Source organism: Nocardia sp. NPDC051030 (assembly GCF_040683015.1).
Taxonomy (GTDB): domain Bacteria; phylum Actinomycetota; class Actinomycetes; order Mycobacteriales; family Mycobacteriaceae; genus Nocardia.
The window spans coordinates 103491-127260 of record NZ_JBFBCD010000010.1; the positions used below are offsets into that span (position 1 = coordinate 103491).

A 23770-nucleotide genomic window follows, 5' to 3' on the forward strand; every position below is an offset into this window, starting at 1 on the left:
AATTCTTGTGCCTGATGCACGATGTCAGTGGTCGGTGGGGAGGGGTGGGATGGACCAGCGGGCGTAGGTGTGTTCTGGGTCGACGGTGATTACGTCTAGTTGGGCTATCAGGGAGTCGGGGATGGTGGCGCCTTCGAAGTGGGTGGGGGCGGGGGTTATTACGGCTTCGGCGGCTAGGCGGGTGGCTCGAGACTTGAGGCGGGCCAGGGGTGGGCGGTCGGTGCTCGGGTCGTGGATGACCATGCCCGCGAAGTCGTAGCCGAATCGCTCGGCGAGTTTGCGGATCTGCGCTTCGTCCCAGGCTTGTGAGAGGCGTGAGACGTCGGTGCGCAGGTAGCCGAGCGCCGTCGGCCGGTATCGCATGAGGTACTCCCTGTGTCGGTTGGCGTTTGGGGTTTCGCTATGCCACTGATTTGCGAGAGCTCAAGCGTATACACAACTGGGTATACGCGTGGGCATATACTAAGACTGTTGTCGTGGCATGGACAATGCGATCGGAAGGGACTGAGCCCCATGGGTGAACCGGCCTATGTCTCCATTGCAGGCGAGCTCGCGCGCAAGATCCGGGTGGGCGCGCTACCTCCGGGCACGCAGTTGCCGAGCTTCTCCGAGTTGGCGGAGCGGAATCGGGTGTCGCCGATCGTGATTCGGCAGGCGGTCAAGCTACTGCTGAGCCAAGGTCTGGTCCGGACCGTCGAGCGGCGCGGGACATTCGTGGCCGATCACCCCAACCTGGTCCGTGTCTCCCCCGAGCGCCAGTTGGAAAGCCCGGAAACCACCTTCGGTCATGAATCGGATCGCGAAACGAGCGTGGAACGTAACTCCAAGCGGATCACGGCGACCGATATTCTCGCGGAGATGCTCGGCATCACGCCCGGCGAGGAGGTCACGCATGTGATCACCCGGGCCAGCGAGGAGGGGCGGCCGATCTCGATCTCGGACTCGTACCAACCGCTCGGTGTGCATGACACCACGAGCGCAGCATTCCTCGAGGAAACGCTCACCGACAGACTCCCGGCCCCCACCCACGCCGCCTGGCTCGGCACCCCGCCCGGCGACCTCGTCAAGGCCGTGCACCAGCGCTTCCTGGCCCGCGACGAACGCGTCCTGATGGTCGCCGACGTGTCCTACCCCCGAGACCGCTACGACGGCTTCGTCTTCCGCATGTCCCTGGACTTCCTCGATTTCGGCGGCCCCGTCGACAAGACCGCCTGACGCAAGTTCGCCTAACGCCTGCGCCACCCCTGCGCCACATCGGCGAGGTTCCACCACGACACGTAGCGCGCATCCTCCGATTCCAGCTCCCATCCGGCGGCCAGCGCGTCGAAAAAGGCGTCGTCCCCGGTCTTCCCGCCCTTCGGCTCCCCGATGAAGATCACCCGCTCACCACCCGCCCGCTCGAATCCCGCGAGTGCCTCCGAGGCCATCGCACTCCCCCACCCCGGCGGCCAGCACAGCAGCAGAACGTAATCCGCCCCGCCCGCCACGCGCGCCGCGTACTCCTTCGCCCCGCCGACCCGATGCCACACATCCCGCTGCCCCGAGGCCCGCGGAAACGACAGATTCTCCACACTGTCCGGCGGCTCGACATCGAATGCGTCCACGGTGATTCCGGCCCGCGCCAATTGCGCGGCCCAATACCCCCGCCCCGCACCGACTTCCACCACCGGCTTTCCGACACAGAACTCCGCCACCCAGGCCACCGTCTCCGGCGAGGGAATCGCATAGGCGTACACGGCCTGCAAAACGGTCTGCGCATACCCCAGCCGAGCACTCCCCGTCGCCCGTCCCCCATTCACCACCCGCCGCCCCTCCTGCACGAACACCGACGGCCCCACAATGTCCCAATACGGATTCCCCGTCACCGAAGCACCCCCGGCCAGGTAATTCACCAACCGCAGATCGAATCCCGCATCCCCCTGCTGATCCCCCGTCCCCGGCAGCAGCGCAGCGGTATCCAAATAATCCGCCACCTTCGGATACTCCCCCCGCAACCGCGCCTCATCCCCCAACAGCGCCGCCAACTCACTCCGCCGCTCCGCCGACAACCCCATCTCACCCATCCCCCGATTCTCACTCCCCCCAACACCTTCCGCCCCCACTTCGCATAGTTCCCTCCTGAATGCGTGAGGGAGCTCTGGTGGTGGGAAATGGGCGGTTTTTCCGCCACCAGTGCTCCCTCACCGTCTTGATCACGACATATCAGGCACGATGGGGGTAGCAGGTTGAACCGGGAGGTGGAGGAATTCGTACATCCCCGTGAAGATCAAAACGTGCGGAGGCAGCGCATGCGGGTTACCAGGGTGACGGCCGATCTATCGGAGTACCCGGACTTGGTCGTGATCTTGCTGGGGATGCGGGTTCGTACCCCTCGGGGGATTCTGCGGCTGTTGGGGGTGGGGCCGAAGCTTTACAGTTCGCAGCGGGGGCGGCCGGACGGGTTGCTGTCGCATGAGGATGTGGTGTGGTCGTTGTGGCCGCCGCATTGGGGAGCCCGGCAGTACTGGCGGGATCTGGAGAGTCTCGAGAAGTGGACTCGGTCGGAGCCGCATCGGATCTGGTGGCAGGAGTTCCTCAAGAATTCCGGGGGGACGGGGTTCTGGCATGAGGCGTACTTCGCGCGCGGCGGGATCGATTCGGTGTACGACGATATGAGCAAGCCGAGTGGGCTGGCCCGGTTCGCGCCGACGGTGGCGGCCCGGGGGCGGATGTTCTCGACGCGGGGGCGGGTGCGGGGCACCGAACCCGAGATCGCTTCTGTGGTCACGGAATCCGAGTTGTATCAATCGGATGAGCAAACTCGCGGCACTATTGATTTGCTGGACGAAAACCCGCATGCTCACATTCCAGGGGCGTTGACGCCGCCGGTTCCGGACCGATCGGTACCTGGGAGCGAACAGCAGGCGACCGACACCCGACCGAAGAATGAACATCCCGGTCAGATGGTGTGATTCGGTCTCGGAAGCGTTTCGAACGGATCTCGGCGGGCCTAGGTTGAGCCCATGCATGTGCTGTTCGTGTGCAGCGGAAACGTTTGCCGGTCTGTTATTGCCGAACGCCTGACGCTGGCGATAGCTGCCGATCACGGACTACAAGAGCTATCCGCCGAGAGCGCCGGCGTCCGAGCGCTCGTCGGCTTCCCCGTGGAACCGCTTGCGGCCCAGACGATCGTCGGGCTCGGCGGTAACGCGGACAATTTCAAGGCGCGGCGACTGAAACCGGAGATGGTGCATCGCGCCGATCTGGTGATCACCATGTCCGACAAGATTCGCGACCAGGTACGGGATCTGGTGCCCGAGGCGCTACCGCGCACCTTCACACTGCTGGAGGCGTACCGGATCGCGAAGGTGAGCGGTGCGCGCTCGGTTCTCGGATTGCATGCCGCACGTGACGATCTCGCCTATGTCGGCCGGGAGAACATCTCCGACCCGGTCGGGCTCTCCCCGCAGGCCTACTGCGACGTCGGCGATCGCATTGCCGAGGCCCTGGTTCCACTGCTGCTGGCGTTGCACGCGCATGAGCATCCGCAGGCCACCGTCCACCCCCGTACCGCCGCCAGTGATGCCGGTGCACAACGACCTCCGCTCCTCGTCTTGGAGGGCGGCCGCGACGATTCGGCCAAACCGGCCGAATCCCCCAAGCACCCAGCGCAACCCGCGTCGCACCAGCAGATCGGCCTGCGCCCGGCCCGCTGATCACGCGGCGCGCCCGGCCAACTCGGCCGTAAAACACACCGTGTCAATGGACCTGTCTGCGCGTTTGGTCCGGTAAGGGATTACACTTCCGCGCGGAACACCACCAACCGGTGGTTGCGACACAAGAACAGGACCTTGGACATGCCGAAGCGAATTTCGGATGTTTCGCTCCATGTTTATGTGACACCTCAGACGTTGAATCACGTCACCGAAACCGTGTGCCGCGTGGTCGACGAATACGTCGCCGATCGGGACATCTTCGCGTGGCGGTTCACGCTTCCCGTGGAGTGCGACGAACCCACCCACACCGTCCTCGAAACCCAATGGCGGCTCGACCATCCCGAGCAGGAGCCGGGCGACCGCCACACCTTCGAGATCGCCCTCAGCCTCGTCGGCGAGGCGCGACAACTCACCAAGGCCGGTATCGCCAAGCTCGAGCAGCGGCTGGTGCTGGAGCTATCCTCGGGCGAGCCGATCCCCTACATCGTGCACGCGCTCCAGCGGGAGAACTTCGACCTCGAAGAGAACCGCGAACTGATCTGACGATCGGGGGGACCTGACGGTCAGTCGTGGGGGCAAGCCCCCACACCCCCTAAACACACATCGGGCCGCACCGATTGGTGCGACCCGATTACGCGTTGTTCGATCCTCAGCCTCGCGACGGGTAGTGGCGAATTACGCCTTCCTGCACCGTGGTCGCGAGGAGGTCGCCGTTGCGGGCGTAGAAGTGGCCGCGGGCCAGGCCGCGGGAACCGGCTGCCACCGGGGACTCGGTGGCGTAGAGCGCCCAGTCGTCGAAGCGGAAGGGGCGGTGGAACCAGATGGAGTGGTTCACCGTGGCGGCGAGGATGCGGTCGAAGCCCCAGGAGAGGCCGTGGGTGGTGATGATGGAGTCCAGGACCGTGGTGTCGGATGAGTAGGCCAGGGCCGCAACGTGAATCAGCGGGTCGTCGGGGAGCGCGCCGTCGGTGCGCATCCAGACCCGGTTGTGGTTGAGCTTCTCGCCGGTGCCCTTGAGGATCCAGGCCGGATCGTTCGTGTACCGCATATCGATGGGATGCGGGGCCTTGACGAACATTTGGAGCTTGTCCTCGAGGCCTACGAACGATTCCTCCACGCGCGGAAGATCTTCCGGAGCCGCCACCTCGGGTAGCGGAGTCCCGTGCTCGAGCCCCTTGCCGTAGTCCTGGAAGGCGGCGAGCATGACGAACAGCTCCTTGCCCTCCTGGTAGGCCGTCACCGTGCGATTGGCGAAGGAGCGCCCGTCGCGATGCCGGTCGACGTGATATTCGATCGGCTGCTTGGGATCTCCGCCGCGCACGAAATGCGCGTTGACGGCGTGCACCGGGCGCTCGGGCCCGACGGTGCGCCCGGCCGCGATAATGGCCTGGGCCACCAGCTGGCCGCCGAACGTGCGGCTCCACACCTTCTCCGGATGCTGCCCGATGAAGATATCGGGGCCATGCTCTTCCAAATCCAGCAGGCGCAGCAGCACCCGCAGATCATCGGATAGACCGGCCCCGTCGGGGTCCGCGATTCCGTGTGAAGCGGGCTCGGCGCCCAGCCATGCACTCACCTAGTGGTCCTCCTCGCCGATACGATGCACGTGGATCATATTGGTGGAGCCGACAGTTCCGGGCGGCGAACCTGCCACGATCACCACCAGATCACCCTTCTTGTATCGCCCGATGGACAGCAGCGCGTTATCGACCTGGTGGATCATCTCATCGGTGTTGTCCACCCGCGGCACGATGAAAGTCTCGGTGCCCCAGGTCAAAGCGAGCTGGCTGCGGATGGCCGGGTTCGGCGTGAAGGCCAGCAGCGGCAGCGGGGTGTGCAGGCGCGCGAGGCGGCGCACGGTGTCACCGGACTGCGTGAAGGCAACCAGCGCCTTGGCATTGAGCCGCTCGCCGATGTCACGGGCCGCGTAGGAGATGACGCCGCGCTTGGTGCGCGGGACGTGGGTCAGCGGCGGCACCCGGGTGGAGGATTCCGACTCCACGGCGTGCACGATGCGGGCCATGGTGCGCACGGTCTCGATCGGGTAGTCGCCGACGGAGGTCTCGCCGGAGAGCATCACGGCGTCCGCGCCATCGAGCACCGCATTGGCCACGTCGGAGGCCTCGGCGCGGGTCGGGCGCGAGTTGGTGATCATGGATTCCAGCATCTGGGTGGCCACGATGACCGGCTTGGCGTTCTCACGCGCCATCTGGATGGCGCGCTTCTGCACCAGCGGCACCTGCTCCAGCGGCAGCTCCACGCCGAGGTCGCCACGGGCCACCATGACGGCGTCGAACGCCAGCACGATGGCTTCCAGATTGTCGATGGCCTCGGGCTTTTCGAGCTTGCCGATGATCGGCACGCGACGCCCGACGCGATCCATGATCTCGTGAACCAGCTCCACGTCCGACGGGGACCGCACGAAGGACAGCGCGATGAAGTCGACGCCGAGCGCGAGCGCGAACTCGAGATCCTCGATGTCCTTCTCCGACAAGGCCGGAACCGAGACATCCATACCGGGCAGTGAAACGCCCTTATTGTTGGAGATGGGGCCGCCCTCGGTCACCCGGCACACCACGTCATTGCCGTCGACGCGAATGACGGTCATGCCGATCTTGCCGTCGTCGACGAGCAGGCGGTCGCCGGCTTTGGCGTCCTGGGCCAGCTGCTTGTAGGTCGTGGAGACGCGGTCGTGAGTGCCCTCGATGTCATCGACGGTGATGCGCACTTCTTCACCCGTCGCCCAGACGGTCTTGCCCTCGATAAAGCGGCCGAGGCGAATCTTCGGACCCTGAAGGTCCGCAAGGATTCCGACGGCGCGGCCGAGCAGTTCGCTGGCCTGTCGTACCTTCTTGTAGTTATCGGCATGATCGGAGTGCTCGCCGTGACTGAAATTCAATCGAGCGACATCCATGCCACTCTCGACGAGTTCACGAATACGGTCCTCGGACGACACTGCGGGGCCGAGTGTGCACACAATCTTCGTTCGTCGCATCACGCGGACAACCCTAGTCCTGTGACAAACGTCGCGCTAAGCGGGATCACACCATTCGGAAAGATATACACCTGCTGTTCAGCAAACCCCGGGTCAGCGGGCTACATGCCGGGCGAGTCGCGTCTCCAAACGAGTCTGACCAAAGCCCAGGATCAGGCAAATTACCCAGTAGTAGATAGCGGCGACGCCATAGAGCGCGAAGAAGTCGAACGTCGGCGCGGCCGCCAATTGCGCGGTGCGCAACAACTCGGTCACCAAAATGGTGGAGGCGAGCGAAGTGTCCTTCACCAAGGAGATGAGCGTGTTCGACAACGGCGGCACGGCGATGCGCGACGCCTGCGGCAGGATGATCATGCGCAGCGTCTGCGCATAGGTCATCCCGACCGCATAGGACGCCTCCCACTGCCCGTGCGCCACCGAAAGAATGGACGCGCGAATCACTTCCGCCGCATACCCGCCCACATTCAGGCTGAAGGCGATCACCGCCGCCGGAAACGGGTCGATGATGATCTGGAACTGCGGCAGCGCGTAGAAGATGATGAACAGCTGCACCAGCAGCGGGGTGCCACGAATGATCGAGATGTAGAACCGGGCGACCGCGGACAGCGCCCAGTTCGAGGACATCCGGGCCAGCGCCACGAACAGCGCCAGCACCAACCCGAGCATGAAACTTATGGCGGTCAGCGGCAACGTCATGTGGACGGTGGCCCGCAGCATGGGCCACAGGTTCTCCCGGATCAGCGCCCAGGTGGCGTCATTCATCGTCGAATGCTCAGCGCCGCTTACTTGCTGACGTCGGTGCCGAAGTACTTCTCGGAGATCTTGGCCAGGGTGCCGTCGGAGCGCAGCTGATCCAAGGCGGTGTTGATCTTGTCGATCAGTTCCGCGGAGTCCTTGCGGGCGGCGAAGCCCTGCTTGCTGGTCTCACCGGTCTTGCCCGCGACGTGAATGCTGGTGTCGCCGGTCTTCTTGGTGTACTCGGCGACCGCGAGGGTGTCGTTCACGGTGGCGTCGACGCGGCCGTTCTTGAGCAGCTGCACGGCCTGCACGAAGCCCTCCACGCCCTCGACCTTGCAGCCCGCGCCGGAGGCGACCTTGCTCCAGTTGCTGGTGGTCGACTGCGCGCAGGTCTTGCCGTTCAGGTCGGTCAGCGCGTGAATGCCATTGTTGTCGGCCTTGGCGACAATGACGCCGTCCGAGGTGGTGTACGGCTGCGACAGCGAATACTTCTGCGCGCGTTCGGGACTGATGGTCACCTGATTGGCGACCAGGTCGAAGCGCTTGGACTCGAGGCCCGCGAAGATGGCGTCCCACGGCGTCTGCACGAATTCGACCTTGCGGCCGAGCTTGTCGGCGACGGCCTTGACCACGTCGATGTCGTAGCCGGTGAGCGAGCCGTTCTCCTGGTAGCTGAACGGGGAGTAGGTGCCCTCGGTGCCCACCTTCAGCACGTTGGGGTCGTCGTTGCTGCTACCGCAAGCGGTGATTCCGGCGGCCGCGACGACAGCGATGACGGCGGCGATGAGCTTACGGCGCACGAGGGGGTACCTCTCCTAAGGCGTGGGGCAACCACGCGACGAACAACCGACAAAGAGTACGCCCGGAACCAACCGGACGGCACGCGAACAATCACGCCGCACAGAAACCTTGTTCGATTACGTCGGTGATGATAACGGCGAGCGGGCACCCTCTGCCCGGTGGTGCCCGCCTATCCCCGTGTGTCGCGCTCGGTTCAGTCCTTGAGCGGACGGCCCTGCGGGTCCGGCACCTTGCCGGTGAGGATCATGATGCCGTCGATCAGCGCCCAGATGCCGAAGCCGCCGCACGTGATCAGTTGCAGCACACCGATGGTGGTGTAGCCGAGGTAGAAACGGCCGATACCGAAACCACCGGTGAGCAGCTGCAGCAGACCCGCGGTCAGCTTGCTCTTGTCGGAGTACGGGACGCCGTACATGTCCCGGCCGTACGGGGCCTCCGGGTCCATGCCGTACTGGCCGGGCATGGGCTGACCGTATCCGGGCTGGCCGTAGCCGGGCTGACCGTAGGGCTGGGGCTGCTGGCCGTAAGCGGGCTGCTGCCCGTAGGCGGGCTGTTGCCCGGGTGCACCGTACGGCTGCTGGCCGTAGGCGTCCTGCTGCGGCTGACCCGGCGCACCGTAGGGCTGCTGGCCATAAGGCTGCTGCTGGCCGTACTGCGGGCCGGTTCCCGGCTGGCCGTACTGCGGGCCACCCTGCTCGGGCTGCTTATTGAACGGGTCGGTCACTCGAATCCTCCTGAGAAGCGTTGGTCAGGAGCCATTCTTGCCCGAGTCGACCGTTTTCGTCTTCTCGAGTGATGCCGACTCCGTCGCCTCCGGCGTGGAATCGCCGGATTCGGAAGAGTTATCGCCATCCGGCTCGGATTCGTTCACTTCCGATGAGGATTCGGAGGCGGCATCATCCCCGGATGGCTCGGCGGTGTCCTCGGCTGCCTCGGCGGTGTCTTCGGCTGCCTCGGCCGCTTCGCCCTTCGCGAGAGAAACATCGGCGGCCGCCGCGCTGGTCGCCCCGAACGCGCGCAGCGCCCCGAACTGCCACGGCCACGGCCGCTCGATACCCGGCCGGAGCATCTCGGCCGTCTCGCGGCCCTTGGTCGCGAGCACGAAATACGCGAGGGCTCCGGCGAACACGATGAACGAGGTGAAGGTATTGACCCGCAGACCCGCGATATGGGTGGCCTCGTCATCGCGCAGCAGTTCGACGAAGAACCGGCCGAAGCAGTAGATGGCCACGTACAGCGCGAACAGCCGCCCGTGCCCGATGCGGTACTTGCGATCCAGGTACAGCAGCACGCCGACGCCGAGCAGATTCCAGACCAGCTCGTACAGGAAGGTCGGCTGCACGATCTTCTCCACCACGCCGGTGGAGACGCCGTTCATCATGTCCAGCTGACCGTTTTTGTCATAGCGCAGGTAGATCTCGAGACCCCACGGCACCTTGGTCTCGCGGCCGTACAGCTCCTGATTGAAGTAATTGCCGAGTCGGCCGATGGCCTGTGCCAGCAGAATTCCGGGCGCGATGGCATCGCCGAAGGCGGGCAACGGAATCCGGTACACCCGGCAGCCGATCCACGCGCCGATGCCGCCGAGCAGCACCGCGCCCCAGATGCCGAGGCCGCCCTGCCAGATCTTGAGCGCGTCGAGCGGGTGCCCGCCCTCGCCGAAGTACTTCTGATAGTCGGTGGCCACGTGGTAGAGCCGCCCGCCGACCAAGCCGAACGGGACCGCGAACATGGCCACGTCCAGGACATTGCCCGCCTGCCCACCGCGCTGCTGCCACCGCTTCTCGCCCAGCCAGATGGCGACGACGATGCCGATGATGATGCACAGCGCGTAGGCGCGCAGTGGAAACGGTCCGAGGTCCCACACACCGCGGGACGGACTCGGAATGTAGGCCAGCACGTCGGAGGCCGGGAGGCTGTCGGCCAGGGCTCGTATGGTCACGCGCCCACCCTAGTGGAATCGGCGACGAACCCGGCGGCCCCGCACGCCGCGCCGCGACACGCACGACTCGCCGGGTAGCCGACACTGCCCCGGGCACATACTCGCGCCCGGGGCAGTTGTGTTGCGGCAGAGGCTACTTGACCTCGACCAGCTCCAGTTCTTCTTTATGCTTCTTCTCGCTGATCACGGTCAGGATGAGCAGCAGTACCGCGGCCACGGAACCGCCGATGAGGATGGTGAAGCCGCCATTCCAGCCGAAGTGATCGACGGTGAATCCGACCACGGCGCTGGCCGCGACCGAACCGCCCAGGTAGCCGAACAGGCCGGTGAAGCCCGCCGCGGTGCCCGCGGCCTTCTTCGAAACCAGTTCCAGCGCATGCAGGCCGATCAGCATGACCGGGCCGTAGATGAGGAAGCCGATCACGATCATGCAGGCCATGCTGACGGCGGGCATATCGGCGGGGGCCAGCCAGAAGGCGACAGTCGCCACGGTCACCAGGGTCATGAAGAACACGCCCGTCGCGCCGCGATTGCCACGGAACACCTTGTCCGACATCCAGCCCGCGAGCAGCGTGCCCGGAATGCCCGCGTACTCGTAGAGGAAATACGCCCACGAGGACTTGTCGACGGTGAAGCCCTTGACCTCCTTGAGGTAGGTCGGCGACCAGTCGAGCACGCCGTAGCGCAGCAGGTAGATGAAGACGTTGGCGAAGGCGATGTACCAGAGCAGCTTGTTCGGCAGGATGTACTTGCGGTAGATCTCCTTGGCCGTGAGCTCCTGCTCGTCCTTCTCCGAGTAGTCCTTCGGGTAATCGTTCTTGTACTGCTCGATCGGCGGCAGGCCCTCGGACTGCGGGGTGTCCCGCATGAGCACGTACGCGATGACGGCGATGACGATCGCAAAGAACGCGGGCATATAGAACGCCGAACGCCAGTCGTGGAACCAGGCCATGCCCAGCAGGAACAGCAGTGCGGGCAGGCCGCCGCCGACATTGTGCGCGGTATTCCACAGCGACACCACGCGGCCGCGTTCCTTCTGCGACCACCAGTGCACCATGGTGCGTCCCGCGGGCGGCCAGCCCATGCCCTGCACCCAGCCATTGATGAACAACAGCACGAACATGATCAGCACGCTGGAGGTCGCCCATGGCACGAAGCCCATGAAGAGCATGACCGCGGCCGACAGCAGCAGGCCCAGCGGCAGGAACAGCCGCGGGTTCGAGCGGTCGGAGATCGCGCCCATGACGAACTTGGAGACGCCGTAGGCGAGGGAGAGCGCCGAGAGCGCCAGGCCGAGCTGGCCGCGGCTGTAGCCCTCGTCGATCAGGTGCGGGAAGGCCAGCGCGAAGTTCTTGCGCACCAGGTAGTAGGCGGCGTAGCCGACGAAGATGCCGATGAAGATCTGCCACCGCATCCGTTTGTAGTACGGATCGATGTCCTTTTCCGGCAGCCGCTCCTTGTGTGGTGCGGGCGCGAGGAAGCTCAGCATGGGCGGACATTAACTGAGAGTTGTCTGTAACTGCAAATTCGGTTTACCTGGGCAAATAAGCGCGCTTGGAGGTCGGACTTATCCGACTGCCGCCCGATCGCTAGCTAATTGCCCATTTACCGGACCGCGACACGAGCAAAAGGCGCGTATCGAATTCGATACGCGCCCTTCAGCTTTCGAGAACGACCTACGAGGTGACGGCCGCCGAGCGCACGCCCAGCGCCAATTCCTCGGTCAGCGTGCGGACCGCGTCCAGGCCCTGCGCAGCCGCGGACACCAGCGCCGAGCCGACGATGACACCGTCCGCATAGGAGGCGATTTCGGCCGCCTGCGCGCCATTGCGCACACCCAGGCCGACACCGATCGGAATATCGGAGTGGGCGCGAATGCGGGCGCACAGCGCGGGAGCCATCGAGGACACCGCGTCACGCGCGCCCGTCACACCCATGGTGGAGGCCGCGTACACGAAGCCGCGCGAGGCCTCCAGGGTCTTGACCAGACGCTCCTCCGTGGAGGACGGGGCCACCAGGAAGATGCGATCCAGATCGTGCGAGGACGAGGCCACGAACCAGTCGTCGGCCTCCTCCGGAATCAGGTTGGGCGTGATCAGGCCGAGGCCGCCCGCCGCCGCGAGATCGCGGGAGAAGGTGTCGACGCCGTACTGCAGCACCGGATTCCAGTAGGCCATGACGACGGCCTTGCCACCGGCCTGGCTGATGGCCTCCACGACCTTGAACACGTCGCGTACGCGCACACCGCCGCGCAGCGCCTGCTCGGCGGCGGCCTGAATGGTCGGGCCGTCCATCACCGGATCGGAGTAGGCGACGCCGACTTCGATGACGTCACAACCGGATTCGACCATGGCGACGCAGACGTCGATGGAGCCCTGCACATCCGGGTAACCGGCGGGCAGGTACCCGATCAGCGCGGCACGATCCTCTTCACGGCAGGCCGCGAAGGTATTGGCGAGGCGAGACTGCTGGCTCACTTGTGTTCGCCCTCCTTGTCGAAGAGCCCGAACCAGCGGGCCGCGGTGTCCATATCCTTGTCGCCGCGACCGGAGAGGTTCACCAGAATGATCGCGCCCTCGCCCAATTCCTGGCCCAGCTTCAGCGCACCGGCGACGGCGTGCGCCGACTCGATGGCCGGAATGATGCCCTCGGCCCGGCTCAGCAGCAGGAGCGCGTCCATCGCCTCGGTATCGGTGATGGGCCGGTACTCGGCGCGGCCGATATCGTTCAGGAGCGCGTGCTCCGGACCGACACCCGGGTAGTCCAAACCGGCGGAGATGGAATGGGATTCGATGGTCTGGCCGTCCTCGTCCTGCAAGAGGTACGAGTACGCGCCCTGGAACGCTCCGGGGCGGCCACCGGCGAAAGTGGCGGCGTGGCGGCCGGTTTCGACGCCGTCGCCCGCGGCCTCGTAGCCGATCAGGCGCACGTCGGCGTCATCGATGAAGCTGTGGAAGATGCCGATGGCATTGGAACCGCCACCGACACAGGCGGTCACGGCATCGGGCAGCCGACCCGTGAGCGCCTGGATCTGCACCCGGGCCTCCATGCCGATAATGCGTTGGAAGTCGCGCACCATCATGGGGAACGGGTGCGGGCCCGCGGCGGTGCCGAAGCAGTAGTAGGTCTCGTCGGCATTGGTGACCCAGTCGCGCAGCGCCTCGTTGATGGCGTCCTTGAGCGTCTGCGAACCCGTTGTCACACTGATGACTTCGGAGCCGAGCAGGCGCATGCGGGCCACATTCAGCTGCTGCCGGACGGTGTCGACGGCGCCCATGTAGATGACGCACTCGAGGCCGAGCAGCGCGCACGCGGTCGCCGTGGCGACGCCGTGCTGGCCCGCCCCGGTCTCCGCGATGACGCGGGTCTTGCCCATGCGCTTGGCAAGCAACACCTGACCCAGCACATTGTTGATCTTGTGAGATCCGGTGTGGTTCAGGTCTTCTCGCTTGAGCACGATGCGAGCGCCGCCCGCGTGCTTGGCCAGGTTCTTGCATTCGAACACCGGCGACGGCCGCCCGGTGTAGTCGCGCTGCAAGCGGTCCAGCTCATCGAGGAAGTTCGGGTCCACGCGGCACTTGTCGTACTCGGCGGTGACCTCCTCGATCACGGCCATGAGCGCCTCGGGGACGTGCCGCCCGCCGTAGACACCGAAGTGCCCGCCCAGATCGGGCTCGTGCGCACTCTTGTGCGATACGCCCTCACTGGCCTGCGGGAGGCTGTTGTTCTTACCGAGAATGTGATTCGTCTGAGTCATCGGCTCTCTCACCGGCCCCGACGGACCGGCTTAGGGCAGGAGGGGTGAGTTCCGGCGGTCACCAGCTCGGCGACGGCCGCGCGAGGATCACCGCTGGTCACCAGGCCCTCGCCGACGAGCACGGCATCCGCGCCCGCACCGGCGTAGGCCAGCAGATCGGCGGTGCCGCGAATGCCGGACTCGGCAATGCGGATCACTTCGCTGGGCAGACCGGGTGCGATGCGCGCGAACACATCCCGATCCACCTCGAGGGTCTTGAGATTTCGGGCGTTCACGCCGATCACGGAGGCACCGGCCTGAAGCGCGCGATCCGCCTCTTCCTCGGTGTGCACCTCGACCAGTGCGGTCATGCCGAGGGATTCGGTGCGGTCGATGAGCGAGGCCAGCACGTCCTGCTCCAGGGCCGCCACGATCAGCAGGATGACATCCGCGCCGTGGGCGCGGGCCTCATGGATCTGGTACGGGCCGACGATGAAGTCCTTGCGCAGGACCGGGATGTCGACGACCGCGCGGACCGCATCCAGATCCGCGAGCGAACCATTGAAGCGGCGCTGTTCGGTCAGGACGCTGATGATGCGCGCGCCACCGTCTTCATAGGCGCGGGCCAATACGGCCGGGTCCGGGATGGCGGCCAGGGAACCCTTGGACGGGCTGGCCCGCTTCACCTCGGCGATGACGCCGATGCCGTCCGCATGCAGAGCGGCCTTGGCGTCTCGCGGGGAAGGCGCTTTTGTGGCAGCCTGCTTCACAGCCTGGAAATCCAGGAGGGCTTCCCGAGCGGCCACATCCGCGCGGACCCCGTCGAGAATCGAGTCGAGTACCGTCATCTGGCTCGAATCCTTTCTGGGGAGACGGACTTGCTGCCTGAGAATCCCCCCAGGCGCTGTCTCACCGATGACTGAAAGAGTAAATGGCTATGTTCCCGCCGCTGACGGCGGGGGCGGAACCAGGAGCAACGCTGCTCCAACTTCCTGTTCACGCGGGCTTGTGGCCCGCTGCCCCGCTACCTGGATCATCGTGTGCGGCAGGGGCATTGGTTTCATCGTCGGTCGGATCCGCACCGGCATCCAGGGCATCCCAGAGCACACGGCCCGACAACTGCTCGCGCGGCCCGGATTGTGACCCGGATTCCCCGCCCTGAGCATGGGCGTGATGTTCGGCAACCTGTTCGGCCGCCGCCGACTTCCGGAAGACCGGATTGTCGTACTTCCCGGACATTCGCGCGGACTCGGCGGGCATGCGCGTGAGCAGGACACCGGCCGCGAACGCGGCCACCGCGCCGATGAGCGTCAGCACCGCGGGAAGCGACGAGGTATCAGCTTTGTCCGCATGCTCCCAAGTACGCAACTCGGCCAGCCGCCCGGCCCGCTCCACGGTCTTGCCCTGCCCCATGAGCAGCGCATACGCGGGCACGGCGGACACCGCGGCCAGCACCGCCACCACAACACCCAGAATGCGGCGCACCCAGCCTCTCGCGGCGAACACCGCGGCCATGGTGGCCACCAGCGCCAGCGCCAGTGGGGTCAATGCGCCGAACCACGTCGCACCGCCCAGATTCACGGTGCGTGGCGGCCCGAGCTCACTGGTGACATCGAGCTTTACCCACGTCATCCGCGACGCCACCCACAGCAGTCCCGCCGCGATCGCCAGCAACGCCACGGCACCGATCGGCTTGCGCCGCTTGGCCGCAGCGTCCGCCTCAGCGGCTCGCGCGTCCGCCTCGGCCTGGGCCGCATCCGATTCGGCGGCTGCCACATCCGATTCGATCCCCGCGACGTCGGATTCGATCGCCGCCGCATCGGATTCGGCGGCCGCGACATCTGCTGCGACAGAGCGCAGCTCAGCATCCAGGGCGGCGGTCTCCGCGGCGGCGGATCGCGCATCGCCCTCGGCGGTGGCACGGTCGGCGGCCGCGGCCTTCCGGTCGGCCTCGCGACCGTCCGAATCACGCTGCGAGGCAGCCGCGTCCGCCGAGGCCGGTTCGGGGGTCTGCGAGTCGTGCTGTGCCGCCGTGCTTTCCGAGGCCGGGGTGGGCTTCGGATCGGTCATTGCCCGTCACCGTTCGGCTTGTAGGCCCGCAGTGTTTCGGCGGCGGCGACGGCCTTCAGGACGGCCATGGCCTTATTGCGGGATTCGACGTCCTCGTAGTCGGGGTCGGAGTCGGCTACGACGCCCGCGCCCGCTTGGACGTAGGCGGTGCCGTTCTTGAGGAGGGCGGTGCGGATGCAGATGGCGGTGTCGGCGTCGCCCGCGAAATCGAGGTAGCCGACCACGCCGCCGTAGATGCCGCGGCGAGTGGTTTCGAGTTCCTCGATCAACTCCATGGCGCGGACCTTCGGTGCGCCGGAGAGGGTGCCCGCCGGGAAGCAGGCGTTCACGGCGTCGAGGGCGATCTTGCCGTGGGCCAGACGGCCGGAGACCGTGGAGACCAGGTGCATGACGTGTGAGTAGCGCTCGATGTGGCGGTACTCGGTGACGCGCACGGTGCCGGGCTCGCAGACGCGCCCGAGGTCATTGCGGCCGAGGTCGACGAGCATGAGGTGCTCGGCGTTCTCCTTCTCGTCGGCGAGCAGGCCCTTTTCGAGGAGGAGATCGTCCTCCTCGGTGGTCCCGCGCCAGCGCGTGCCCGCGATGGGATGGGTCGTCGCGACCCCGTCCTTGACCGTCACGAGCGATTCGGGGCTGGATCCGACTATGGAGAAGGCGGTGCCGCCGGAGCCGTCCGGAATGTGCATGAGGTACATGTACGGGCTCGGGTTGGAGGCGCGCAGCATGCGGTACAGGTCGATCGGGGTGCCGCCGTACTCCATTTCGAAGCGCTGCGAGAGCACCACCTGGAACGCCTCGCCCGCCTCGATCTCCTTGATCAGGCGGCGCACCCCGGCCCCGAATTCCTCGGAGGTGCGCTGGCGGCGGTAGTTCGGCTCGGGGCGGTCGAACACCGACACGGTGGAATCGGCGGGCGCGGCCAGGGCCTCGGTCATGCGGTCCAGGCGGGCGACCGCGTCGTCGTAGGCCTCGTCCACGCGCTCGTCGGTGCCATTCCAGTTCACGGCATTCGCGATGAGCGTGATCGCACCCTCGTGGTGGTCGAAGGCGGCCAGATCGGTGGCCAGCATGAGGACCATCTCGGGCAGTTCGAGGTCGTCGTCGGCCAGGCTGGGCAGGCGTTCCATCCGGCGGACCGCGTCATAGCCGAGGTAGCCGACCATGCCGCCGGTCAAAGGCGGCAATCCGGGCAGGCGTTCGGTGCGCAGGACCTGCAGGGTTTCGCGCAGCGCGGCGAGGGGGTCACCACCGGCCGGAGCGTCGGCCGGAGTCTGGCCGAGCCAGGCCGCCTCGCCGTCGACCACGCTCAATGCGGTCGGGCTGCCCGCGCCGATGAACGACCATCGAGACCAGGAGCGGCCGTTCTCCGCGGACTCCAGCAGGAAGGTTCCCGCCCGGTCCGCGGCCAGTTTGCGATAGGCCGAAAGAGGAGTCTCGGAGTCCGCCAACACCTTTCGAATCACCGGTACGACCCGGTGATCGGCCGCGAGCAGACGGAACTGTTCACGGGAGGTGGTGGAGGTGGTCGACGTGCCGCTCATGCACCCATCATTCCAGGCCCACCTACCGGTATGTAATTCGCGCTCCCCGCCCAGCCGAAGCGCCACCGGCCGCGAATACTCGATGCGGTCGTCACTACACTCGCGGCAATCTGCTCTGCCCGCAGATATGAGAGGTCGCACGGATATCTGAATCTTGCTCCGCCCAATCGAGAGGAGTTCAACACAGATGTACCCCTCGCAACCGGTCGCACCGGAGGGTCCCCGGCACGCTCAGCAGCTCGGCTCGCACCCCGGTCAGCCGCCGCGGATGATGAATATGAACCAGGGCGGCAAGGCCTCCGCCATCGCCTCGTTCGTCACGTATGTGAAGGCCTTGGAGGCACTCGACCCGCGTAGCTTCCCAGAGGAGTATGCCGAGCACACCGACCGCATTCGGGAGCTCAAGCCGTTCCTGCGGGCGCACGGCATTCTCGATGTCATGGATATCAAGAACCCCGAGGTGGCCGCTCTCATCGGCGTCTAGCGACTCCGCAGGCTTTCCGGCCCGCGCACGGACCATCCGGTCCGGCGCGGGCCCGCTCATCTCCGGGGTATCCCCCCGAAACTTTCCCGGAGGCGCGACCTCCGAATAGGCCTGTAATCTCCTGCGTATGAAGCCAGGTCAGCTCGCTCCCAACTTCGAGCTTCCCGATCAGTCCGGCACCACCCGCTCCCTCGATTCGCTGCTGGCGGAGGGGCCGGTCGTGCTCTTCTTCTATCCCGCCGCGAACACGCCGGTGTGCACCGCCGAGGCGTGCCATTTCCGGGATCTCGCAGGCGAATTCAAGGCGCTCGGCGCGTCCTGCGTCGGCATCAGCGCGGACTCGGTGGACGTGCAGTCCGGATTCGCGGAGAAGCAGGGCCTGGGTTACCCGATCCTGTCCGACGCGGGCGCGAAGGTGGCGGCCGAGTTCGGCGTCAAGCGCGGGCTGCTCGGAGCCATCGCGCCGGTCAAGCGCACCACGTTCGTGATCGACAAGGACCGCAAGATCGCCAAGGTGATCTCCAGCGAGATCCGCGCCAATGTGCACGCCGACGAGGCCCTGGAATTCTTGCGTCAGCGCGGCTGATCCGGACAATCCTCGCGGTGCCTCTGAGCGGCACCCGGTTGGTGAGCCCTGAGCGGCGCACCCGAGGGGCCCCGCGCGGCGCTGCCTGACGCGCCGGGCGGGGCGGCATACGCTGGGTCTATGACTACGCCCAGCGAGGTGACCACGCCCGGCGGAGATGTGCCGGAGCGCAAGCATTCGTCGTTCGTCACGTGGCGCAATCGGATCATCGCGGGCGTGATCGTCGCGGTGGTGCTGTGGGTGTCGTATTTGATTCTGGCCGCGTTCATTCCACGGTGGTGGGCGCAGCGAATCGCCGAAAACGTGCACGGGAGTTTCGCCAAGGGCATTTGGTCCGGTTTGGCAATGGGTGCCGTATGTACGGCGGTGCCACTTTTCCTGCTGTTGCTGGCGGTGCTGATCCGGGGTAAACGGGGCGGTCCGTTTATTGCGGGCGCTGCGGCCGTTCTCGCCCTCGCGGCGGCCATACCGAATTTGATGACGCTGACCATCGTGCTCGGGAACTCGAATGCCGCACACGCCGGTGAACGCATTCTCGATGTCGACGCGCCGGGATTCCGCGGGGCCGCGCTGGTGGGTGCGATCGCGGCGGCGGTGCTGTTCCTGCTGGTGGCATTTCTCTTGGTGCGCAGGCGATTCCGCCGCCATCGTGCCGAGAAACAGCGCACCGAACCGGAAAAGCCTCGCGTATCGACCGAACCGCCGATGAATCCCGCCGAACCGCGCGAGTACTGAATTCGCATCCGACACGCGTGATGGATGTCACGTCATTCAGCAACCTCGTGCGTGCTGAGCGAAATCGTGGCAAACTTTGACGTGCGGGTGACTGGTGTTGCTGTTCCGCCAATCGTTTGGTTAGAGCGCACAACGATGTCACTTGGCTGCTACGAGAGGGCTGGCACGGTGACCAAGTGGTTGAATCCCATGGAACAGGGAGCTTGGCGAGCCCTTGTCGCCCTCACGACCCGCCTCCCCGCCGCACTGGATACTCAGCTCCAACGTGAGTCCGGGATTACCCATTTCGAATACTTCGTGATGACTCTGCTCTCCGAAGAACCAGGCCACCGGTTGCAACTGAGTGAGCTTGCGCAAAAGGCAAACGCATCGCTATCGCGTCTCTCGCATGTGATCTCGAAACTTGAACGCCTGGGCTGGGCGCAGCGCGTCACCATCACGGGCCGCCGCGGGGCGCAGGCCGTGCTCACCGATGCGGGATTCCGCAAGGTCACCGAGGCCGCGCCCGGATATGTGGAAACCGTGCGCGGCTTGGTGTTCGACGGTCTCGACAAAGACCAGACCAAAGAGTTGCTCGAATTGAGCGAGGCCCTGGTGGCGCAATTGGAGAAGGGCCTGGCCCGGGGCCTCGGCCGATCCGCCCGCCAGGCACCGCATTTCGATGCCGACGGGACCGAAAAGCTCTGATCCACAAGCTGTTACAGGAGCCGATCACCCTGGGACAGCAGCACATCGGTGTCGAAGCAGGTGTGCGTGCCGGTGTGGCAGGCCGCGCCCTCCTGATCGACGACCAGCAGCACGGTGTCGCCATCGCAATCCAGGCGCACCTCGTGCACGTACTGGGTGTGGCCGGAGGTCTCGCCCTTGACCCAGTACTGCTGCCGGGACCGCGAATAGTAGGTGCCCTTGCGGGTTTCCAGCGTGCGGGCGAGGGCCTCGTCGTCCATCCACGCCATCATGAGCACATCGCCGGTGCCACGCTCCTGCGCGATGGCGGCGAACAGGCCGTCCTCATTGCGCTTGAGGCGGGCGGCGATTGCGGGATCGAGACTCATGCACACTGTTATACAGGGCGAGTTCGGGCGGTCCGGCAATCACCCTGCCCGGTAATCGCCTTGACGAAATGGAAAACCTGCACCACTATGGGTGGAGTTCATGCACCTCGATAGGTGAGGCTCCTACGCGAACACAGGCCACTGATCTGACGACGTCGAGAGACGCCCAAGGTTAGGACAGGTTTTCCCGGATTAAGGGATAACCCGAAGTGGCTTCCCGGCTAACCCGCCGGGACACGTCGCGTAGTGCCGAAACTCTGACGAGAGGGGTGCTCACCAGGCTTTTTGCCCGTGATGCGACTCCTGCAGTGCCCTGCTTCGGCGCCCCCGTACGCCCATGCCGCCAGGAGGTGAGTACCACAGTTGAAACCCGGTGACAGTCCGCATCCGGATGCACTCGACTGCATTCACTTACCCCGTCGCGGCTCGCATTCCCACTGATTCTTCAGCGGCGCAGCGCATTTCTCTTCGACAATTGTCCTATTGACGACAATTGCCGGTGAGTCATGCCCAGCAAACCCTGAAATCATTTCGGCGCGTGCAGATTGCGACTCGCAATTCAGGAGTTAGACCATGACCAACGCAACCCTTACCACCAACACCCCAACCCGCCGCACCGGCCCCTCCCGCCTCACCGCCGCGGTCCTCACCAGCTGCCGCCGCGGTGCGGGCCGAATCTGGGCCCGCACCAACCTGACCCCGGAAGAGCGCGCCAACCTCCTGGCCAGCCACACTCCCCCGGCCATTGTCAGCGCCTCCCTCGGCTACCACTCGCCCCGCTAGGCCCGGCCCGCCGAGCTGGGCAGACTCAGGCCCTCGAAACGTCGACGCCCTGACCGAAGCGCTGAACGCTGCTCGCATACTGCCGCACGGTGCAGTGGGCTAAGACGCAGTACATCAACAGGTTTCAGAGCTGGCTGTAGCTTCCGACCGCTCGTCCGCTACAGCTCAGGGGAAAGGCACGGCCTCCGGTGCGTCACCGGGGGCCGTGCTCATTTCCGCAAAGTGTTTCTGCCGTCAGCGGACGATGATGCCTTCGGTGCGCATGGCGTCCTTCACCTGGCCGATGGTGAGATCGCCGAAGTGGAAGACGCTGGCGGCCAGTACGGCGTCCGCGCCGGACTGCACGGCGGGGGCGAAGTCTTCGACCTTGCCCGCGCCGCCGGAGGCGATGACGGGGACCGAGACCGCGGCGCGGACGGCGCGAATCATGGGCAGGTCGAAACCGGCCTTGGTGCCGTCGGCGTCCATGGAGTTGAGCAGGATCTCGCCGACGCCCAATTCCGCACCGCGCACGGCCCATTCGACGGCGTCGATGCCGGTGCCGCGCTTGCCGCCGTGCGTGGTGACCTCCCAGCCCGAGGGCGTGGGGTCCTGGCCCTGCGGCACGGTGCGGGCATCCACCGACAGCACGATGCATTGCGAGCCGAAGCGTTCCGACATCTCGCGCAGCACTTCGGGTCTGGCGATGGCGGCGGTATTCACCGACACCTTGTCCGCGCCCGCGCGCAGCAGCCGGTCCACGTCCTCGACGGTGCGCACGCCGCCGCCGACGGTGAGCGGGATGAAGATCTGCTCGGCGGTGCGGGTGACCACGTCGATCATGGTGCCGCGGTCGCCGGTGGAGGCGGTCACGTCCAGGAAGGTCAGTTCGTCCGCGCCCTGCGCGTCGTAGGCGGCGGCCAGTTCCACGGGATCGCCCGCGTCCCTCAGGTTTTCGAAGTTGACGCCCTTGACCACGCGGCCGGCGTCCACGTCCAGGCACGGAATTACGCGCACTGCCAACGTCATTGCTCTACCTCTCGTCGGAACTGTCAGCGACGCGGCTCACTTCGTCGTTGATCATGTCCAGTAGTTCCTCGTGCACTCCGGGCGCGGCGGCCAGCACCGATCCGGATTCGATGGTCCAGTCCCGCCCGCGCAGGTCGGTGACCACGCCGCCGGCGGCGCGCACCAGCGCCACTCCGGCCGCATTGTCCCAGGGGTGGTGGCCGAAGACCACTGCCCCGCCCAAGACGCCGGATGCGGTGTAGGCCAGGTCGATTCCGGTGGAGCCGTGCATGCGCATCCGGCCGGACAGGCGGCTCAGCGCGCCCATCAGGTTGAACCGGAAGATGCCCGGAATGCGGCCTTGCCCATCGATATTGAAGGTTCCGAAGCCGATCATGGCGTTGGAGAGTTTGCCGGGTTCCAGGCGCGGCAGGGGCTGCCCGTTCAGGTAGACCGGTCCGCCCACGCGGGCGGCGTAGCGCTGTCCGAGGCCGGGCAGCCAGGTCAGACCCAGCACCGGCACACCTTCCTGCACCAGCGCCAGCAGCATGCCGGACAGTGGGTGCCCGGAGGAATAGTTGAAGGTGCCGTCGATGGGGTCGAGCACCCAGGCGGTGCCCGAAAGCAGCTGCGGCCCACCGAATTCCTCACCGTGCACCGGAATCCCGGTGCGCGCCAGCAGTTCCCGCGAGAGCGTGCGCTCCAGCTCCAGGTCCAGCTCGGTGGCGAAGTCATTGCGGCCCTTCTGGACCGCGCTGGGTGCGCCGACGCCCTCGACGAACCGCGAGGCAGCGCCGTCGAGTGCGTCTCGGGCAATGCTGAGCAGTTCGTCGAGGTCGGTCACGGGCTAGCGCACCGCCGCGAGGGCTTCGGGCAGGGTGAATCGGCCGGCGTAGAGCGCCTTGCCGATGATCGCGCCCTCCACGCCCTCCTCGACCAGGCCCGCGATGGCGCGCAGGTCGTCGAGGACGGAGATGCCGCCGGACGCGATGACCGGGGCGTCGGTGGCATTGGCGACCATGGTCAGCAGTTCCAGGTTCGGGCCGGTGAGGGTGCCGTCCTTGCTCACGTCGGTGACGACGTAGCGGGAGCAGCCGTCACGTTCGAGGCGCTCGAGTACTTCCCACAGGTCGCCGCCGTCGGTGACCCAGCCGCGGCCGCGCAGCCGCCAGTCACCGTCGATCAGTTTGACGTCCATGCCGACCGCGATCTTGTCGCCGTATTCGCCGATGGCGCGGGCGCACCACTCCGGGTTCTCGATGGCGGCGGTGCCGAGGTTGACGCGGGCACAACCGGTCGCGAGGGCCGCCTTCAGCGATTCGTCATCGCGAATGCCGCCGGACAGCTCCACCTTCACATCGAGCTCACCGATCACCTCGGCCAGCAGGTCGCGATTGCTGCCCTTGCCGAATGCGGCGTCCAGATCCACCAGATGCACCCACTCGGCCCCGGCATGCTGCCAAGCCAGAGCGGCATCGCGCGGCGAACCGTAATTGGTTTCGCTGCCCGCCTCCCCCTGAACCAGGCGCACGGCCTCACCATTGGCGACATCGACGGCAGGTAGCAGCACAAGACTCACGGGAGCATCCTAGTGGTTATCGATCGGCGAGCCGTCGTCGGCC

General features: G+C 66.0%; 27 protein-coding genes and 1 riboswitch. Of the genes, 9 read left to right on the top strand and 18 right to left on the bottom strand.

Annotated features, from left to right (window positions below):
* Positions 1-24: 24 nt before the first annotated feature.
* Positions 25-363, bottom strand: a complete 339-nt coding sequence (locus tag AB0N05_RS30805) for a hypothetical protein (protein ID WP_364700332.1) — start codon at positions 361-363, stop codon at positions 25-27.
* A 150-nt stretch (positions 364-513) separates the two neighbouring features.
* On the opposite strand from AB0N05_RS30805, the gene AB0N05_RS30810 reads away from it, so the two are divergent.
* A complete protein-coding gene (locus AB0N05_RS30810) occupies positions 514-1215 on the top strand; it encodes a GntR family transcriptional regulator (RefSeq protein WP_364700334.1) in 702 nt (233 codons plus the stop codon).
* Positions 1216-1226: 11 nt separating this feature from the next.
* Here AB0N05_RS30810 and AB0N05_RS30815 read toward each other — a convergent pair whose 3' ends face one another.
* Entirely contained in the window at positions 1227-2063 is an 837-nt protein-coding gene (locus tag AB0N05_RS30815; protein ID WP_364700336.1) for a hypothetical protein, read from the bottom strand.
* 225 nt (positions 2064-2288) lie between these two features.
* Here AB0N05_RS30815 and AB0N05_RS30820 point away from each other — a divergent pair, with 225 nt between their 5' ends.
* The 3 genes from AB0N05_RS30820 to AB0N05_RS30830 all read left to right on the top strand — a co-directional run bounded on the left by AB0N05_RS30820 (position 2289) and on the right by AB0N05_RS30830 (position 4238).
* Positions 2289-2951 (top strand): DUF4188 domain-containing protein, encoded by a 663-nt coding sequence (locus AB0N05_RS30820; protein WP_364700338.1) that lies wholly within the window; start codon positions 2289-2291, stop codon positions 2949-2951.
* A 51-nt stretch (positions 2952-3002) separates the two neighbouring features.
* Complete coding sequence (locus tag AB0N05_RS30825; protein WP_364700340.1) at positions 3003-3695, top strand: low molecular weight phosphatase family protein; 693 nt, start codon at positions 3003-3005, stop codon at positions 3693-3695.
* A gap of 180 nt (positions 3696-3875) precedes the next feature.
* On the top strand, positions 3876-4238 hold the full coding sequence (locus tag AB0N05_RS30830) for a hypothetical protein (RefSeq protein ID WP_364700342.1): 363 nt from the start codon (positions 3876-3878) through the stop codon (positions 4236-4238).
* Positions 4239-4344: 106 nt separating this feature from the next.
* Here the strand turns inward: AB0N05_RS30830 and AB0N05_RS30835 are convergent, their stop codons facing one another.
* The 12 genes from AB0N05_RS30835 to AB0N05_RS30890 form a co-directional block, all read right to left on the bottom strand.
* Positions 4345-5232 (bottom strand): acyl-CoA thioesterase II, encoded by an 888-nt coding sequence (locus tag AB0N05_RS30835; protein ID WP_364700879.1) that lies wholly within the window; start codon positions 5230-5232, stop codon positions 4345-4347.
* Between the two features lie 39 nt (positions 5233-5271).
* Positions 5272-6693 (bottom strand): pyruvate kinase, encoded by a 1422-nt coding sequence (gene pyk / locus AB0N05_RS30840; RefSeq protein WP_364700344.1) that lies wholly within the window; start codon positions 6691-6693, stop codon positions 5272-5274.
* 90 nt (positions 6694-6783) lie between these two features.
* Positions 6784-7452 carry an amino acid ABC transporter permease gene (locus AB0N05_RS30845; RefSeq protein WP_364700346.1) on the bottom strand — a complete coding sequence of 223 codons (669 nt, stop codon included), beginning with the start codon at positions 7450-7452 and terminating at the stop codon, positions 6784-6786.
* Positions 7453-7472: 20 nt separating this feature from the next.
* The gene (locus AB0N05_RS30850) at positions 7473-8228 is read right to left on the bottom strand and encodes a transporter substrate-binding domain-containing protein (protein ID WP_364700348.1); all 756 of its coding nucleotides are present in this window, start codon (positions 8226-8228) and stop codon (positions 7473-7475) included.
* Between the two features lie 194 nt (positions 8229-8422).
* Positions 8423-8953 carry an NINE protein gene (locus AB0N05_RS30855; protein WP_364700350.1) on the bottom strand — a complete coding sequence of 177 codons (531 nt, stop codon included), beginning with the start codon at positions 8951-8953 and terminating at the stop codon, positions 8423-8425.
* A gap of 24 nt (positions 8954-8977) precedes the next feature.
* A complete protein-coding gene (gene lgt, locus AB0N05_RS30860; RefSeq protein WP_364700352.1) occupies positions 8978-10171 on the bottom strand; it encodes a prolipoprotein diacylglyceryl transferase in 1194 nt (397 codons plus the stop codon).
* A gap of 133 nt (positions 10172-10304) precedes the next feature.
* A complete protein-coding gene (gene glpT / locus AB0N05_RS30865; protein ID WP_364700354.1) occupies positions 10305-11660 on the bottom strand; it encodes a glycerol-3-phosphate transporter in 1356 nt (451 codons plus the stop codon).
* Between the two features lie 187 nt (positions 11661-11847).
* Entirely contained in the window at positions 11848-12648 is an 801-nt protein-coding gene (gene trpA / locus AB0N05_RS30870; RefSeq protein ID WP_364700357.1) for a tryptophan synthase subunit alpha, read from the bottom strand.
* On the bottom strand, positions 12645-13928 hold the full coding sequence (gene trpB / locus AB0N05_RS30875) for a tryptophan synthase subunit beta (protein WP_364700359.1): 1284 nt from the start codon (positions 13926-13928) through the stop codon (positions 12645-12647). The genes trpA and trpB overlap by 4 nt, the downstream gene beginning before the upstream one ends.
* Before the next feature lie 8 nt (positions 13929-13936).
* Positions 13937-14755, bottom strand: a complete 819-nt coding sequence (gene trpC, locus AB0N05_RS30880; protein WP_364700361.1) for an indole-3-glycerol phosphate synthase TrpC — start codon at positions 14753-14755, stop codon at positions 13937-13939.
* Between the two features lie 148 nt (positions 14756-14903).
* Positions 14904-15977 (bottom strand): TIGR02234 family membrane protein, encoded by a 1074-nt coding sequence (locus AB0N05_RS30885; protein WP_364700363.1) that lies wholly within the window; start codon positions 15975-15977, stop codon positions 14904-14906.
* Complete coding sequence (locus AB0N05_RS30890; RefSeq protein WP_364700365.1) at positions 15974-17518, bottom strand: anthranilate synthase component I; 1545 nt, start codon at positions 17516-17518, stop codon at positions 15974-15976. Before AB0N05_RS30890 ends, AB0N05_RS30885 begins: the two co-directional genes overlap by 4 nt.
* Before the next feature lie 187 nt (positions 17519-17705).
* Between AB0N05_RS30890 and AB0N05_RS30895 the strand changes: the two genes are divergently transcribed.
* The 4 genes from AB0N05_RS30895 to AB0N05_RS30910 all read left to right on the top strand — a co-directional run bounded on the left by AB0N05_RS30895 (position 17706) and on the right by AB0N05_RS30910 (position 20010).
* A complete protein-coding gene (locus tag AB0N05_RS30895; RefSeq protein WP_364700367.1) occupies positions 17706-18002 on the top strand; it encodes a hypothetical protein in 297 nt (98 codons plus the stop codon).
* A 127-nt stretch (positions 18003-18129) separates the two neighbouring features.
* Positions 18130-18588 (top strand): peroxiredoxin, encoded by a 459-nt coding sequence (locus tag AB0N05_RS30900; RefSeq protein WP_364700369.1) that lies wholly within the window; start codon positions 18130-18132, stop codon positions 18586-18588.
* A 120-nt stretch (positions 18589-18708) separates the two neighbouring features.
* Positions 18709-19323 (top strand): permease, encoded by a 615-nt coding sequence (locus tag AB0N05_RS30905; RefSeq protein ID WP_364700371.1) that lies wholly within the window; start codon positions 18709-18711, stop codon positions 19321-19323.
* A 135-nt stretch (positions 19324-19458) separates the two neighbouring features.
* Positions 19459-20010, top strand: a complete 552-nt coding sequence (locus AB0N05_RS30910; RefSeq protein WP_364700881.1) for a MarR family transcriptional regulator — start codon at positions 19459-19461, stop codon at positions 20008-20010.
* An 11-nt stretch (positions 20011-20021) separates the two neighbouring features.
* On the opposite strand, the gene hisI is transcribed toward AB0N05_RS30910, so the two are convergent.
* Complete coding sequence (gene hisI, locus AB0N05_RS30915; RefSeq protein ID WP_364700373.1) at positions 20022-20378, bottom strand: phosphoribosyl-AMP cyclohydrolase; 357 nt, start codon at positions 20376-20378, stop codon at positions 20022-20024.
* 99 nt (positions 20379-20477) lie between these two features.
* A riboswitch (M-box (ykoK) riboswitch) is annotated at positions 20478-20654 on the top strand.
* Between the two features lie 297 nt (positions 20655-20951).
* Here hisI and AB0N05_RS30920 point away from each other — a divergent pair.
* Positions 20952-21161, top strand: coding sequence for a hypothetical protein (locus AB0N05_RS30920; protein WP_364700923.1), 210 nt, complete (start codon positions 20952-20954; stop codon positions 21159-21161).
* 234 nt (positions 21162-21395) lie between these two features.
* Here AB0N05_RS30920 and hisF read toward each other — a convergent pair whose 3' ends face one another.
* The 3 genes from hisF to priA are packed head-to-tail and all read right to left on the bottom strand — an operon-like array spanning position 21396 to position 23727.
* A complete protein-coding gene (gene hisF, locus AB0N05_RS30925; protein ID WP_364700375.1) occupies positions 21396-22169 on the bottom strand; it encodes an imidazole glycerol phosphate synthase subunit HisF in 774 nt (257 codons plus the stop codon).
* A gap of 4 nt (positions 22170-22173) precedes the next feature.
* On the bottom strand, positions 22174-22992 hold the full coding sequence (locus AB0N05_RS30930; protein WP_364700377.1) for an inositol monophosphatase: 819 nt from the start codon (positions 22990-22992) through the stop codon (positions 22174-22176).
* A gap of 3 nt (positions 22993-22995) precedes the next feature.
* Entirely contained in the window at positions 22996-23727 is a 732-nt protein-coding gene (priA, locus tag AB0N05_RS30935) for a bifunctional 1-(5-phosphoribosyl)-5-((5-phosphoribosylamino)methylideneamino)imidazole-4-carboxamide isomerase/phosphoribosylanthranilate isomerase PriA (protein WP_364700379.1), read from the bottom strand.
* Positions 23728-23770: the final 43 nt, after the last annotated feature.

Excerpts from the sequence above, each read along its gene's own strand:
- AB0N05_RS30890 (WP_364700365.1), bottom strand. The coding sequence starts at position 17,518 with ATGAGCGGCACGTCGACCACCTCCACCACCTCCCGTGAACAGTTCCGT.
- AB0N05_RS30905 (WP_364700371.1), top strand. The coding sequence starts at position 18,709 with ATGACTACGCCCAGCGAGGTGACCACGCCCGGCGGAGATGTGCCGGAG.
- trpB (WP_364700359.1), bottom strand. The coding sequence starts at position 13,928 with ATGACTCAGACGAATCACATTCTCGGTAAGAACAACAGCCTCCCGCAG.
- AB0N05_RS30920 (WP_364700923.1), top strand. The coding sequence starts at position 20,952 with ATGACCAACGCAACCCTTACCACCAACACCCCAACCCGCCGCACCGGC.
- AB0N05_RS30910 (WP_364700881.1), top strand. The coding sequence starts at position 19,459 with ATGTCACTTGGCTGCTACGAGAGGGCTGGCACGGTGACCAAGTGGTTG.
- AB0N05_RS30845 (WP_364700346.1), bottom strand. The coding sequence starts at position 7,452 with ATGAATGACGCCACCTGGGCGCTGATCCGGGAGAACCTGTGGCCCATG.
- hisI (WP_364700373.1), bottom strand. The coding sequence starts at position 20,378 with ATGAGTCTCGATCCCGCAATCGCCGCCCGCCTCAAGCGCAATGAGGAC.
- glpT (WP_364700354.1), bottom strand. The coding sequence starts at position 11,660 with ATGCTGAGCTTCCTCGCGCCCGCACCACACAAGGAGCGGCTGCCGGAA.
- AB0N05_RS30815 (WP_364700336.1), bottom strand. The coding sequence starts at position 2,063 with ATGGGTGAGATGGGGTTGTCGGCGGAGCGGCGGAGTGAGTTGGCGGCG.
- hisF (WP_364700375.1), bottom strand. The coding sequence starts at position 22,169 with ATGACGTTGGCAGTGCGCGTAATTCCGTGCCTGGACGTGGACGCCGGC.
- AB0N05_RS30820 (WP_364700338.1), top strand. The coding sequence starts at position 2,289 with ATGCGGGTTACCAGGGTGACGGCCGATCTATCGGAGTACCCGGACTTG.
- AB0N05_RS30885 (WP_364700363.1), bottom strand. The coding sequence starts at position 15,977 with ATGACCGATCCGAAGCCCACCCCGGCCTCGGAAAGCACGGCGGCACAG.
- AB0N05_RS30895 (WP_364700367.1), top strand. The coding sequence starts at position 17,706 with ATGTACCCCTCGCAACCGGTCGCACCGGAGGGTCCCCGGCACGCTCAG.
- AB0N05_RS30810 (WP_364700334.1), top strand. The coding sequence starts at position 514 with ATGGGTGAACCGGCCTATGTCTCCATTGCAGGCGAGCTCGCGCGCAAG.
- trpC (WP_364700361.1), bottom strand. The coding sequence starts at position 14,755 with ATGACGGTACTCGACTCGATTCTCGACGGGGTCCGCGCGGATGTGGCC.
- AB0N05_RS30825 (WP_364700340.1), top strand. The coding sequence starts at position 3,003 with ATGCATGTGCTGTTCGTGTGCAGCGGAAACGTTTGCCGGTCTGTTATT.
- AB0N05_RS30805 (WP_364700332.1), bottom strand. The coding sequence starts at position 363 with ATGCGATACCGGCCGACGGCGCTCGGCTACCTGCGCACCGACGTCTCA.
- AB0N05_RS30900 (WP_364700369.1), top strand. The coding sequence starts at position 18,130 with ATGAAGCCAGGTCAGCTCGCTCCCAACTTCGAGCTTCCCGATCAGTCC.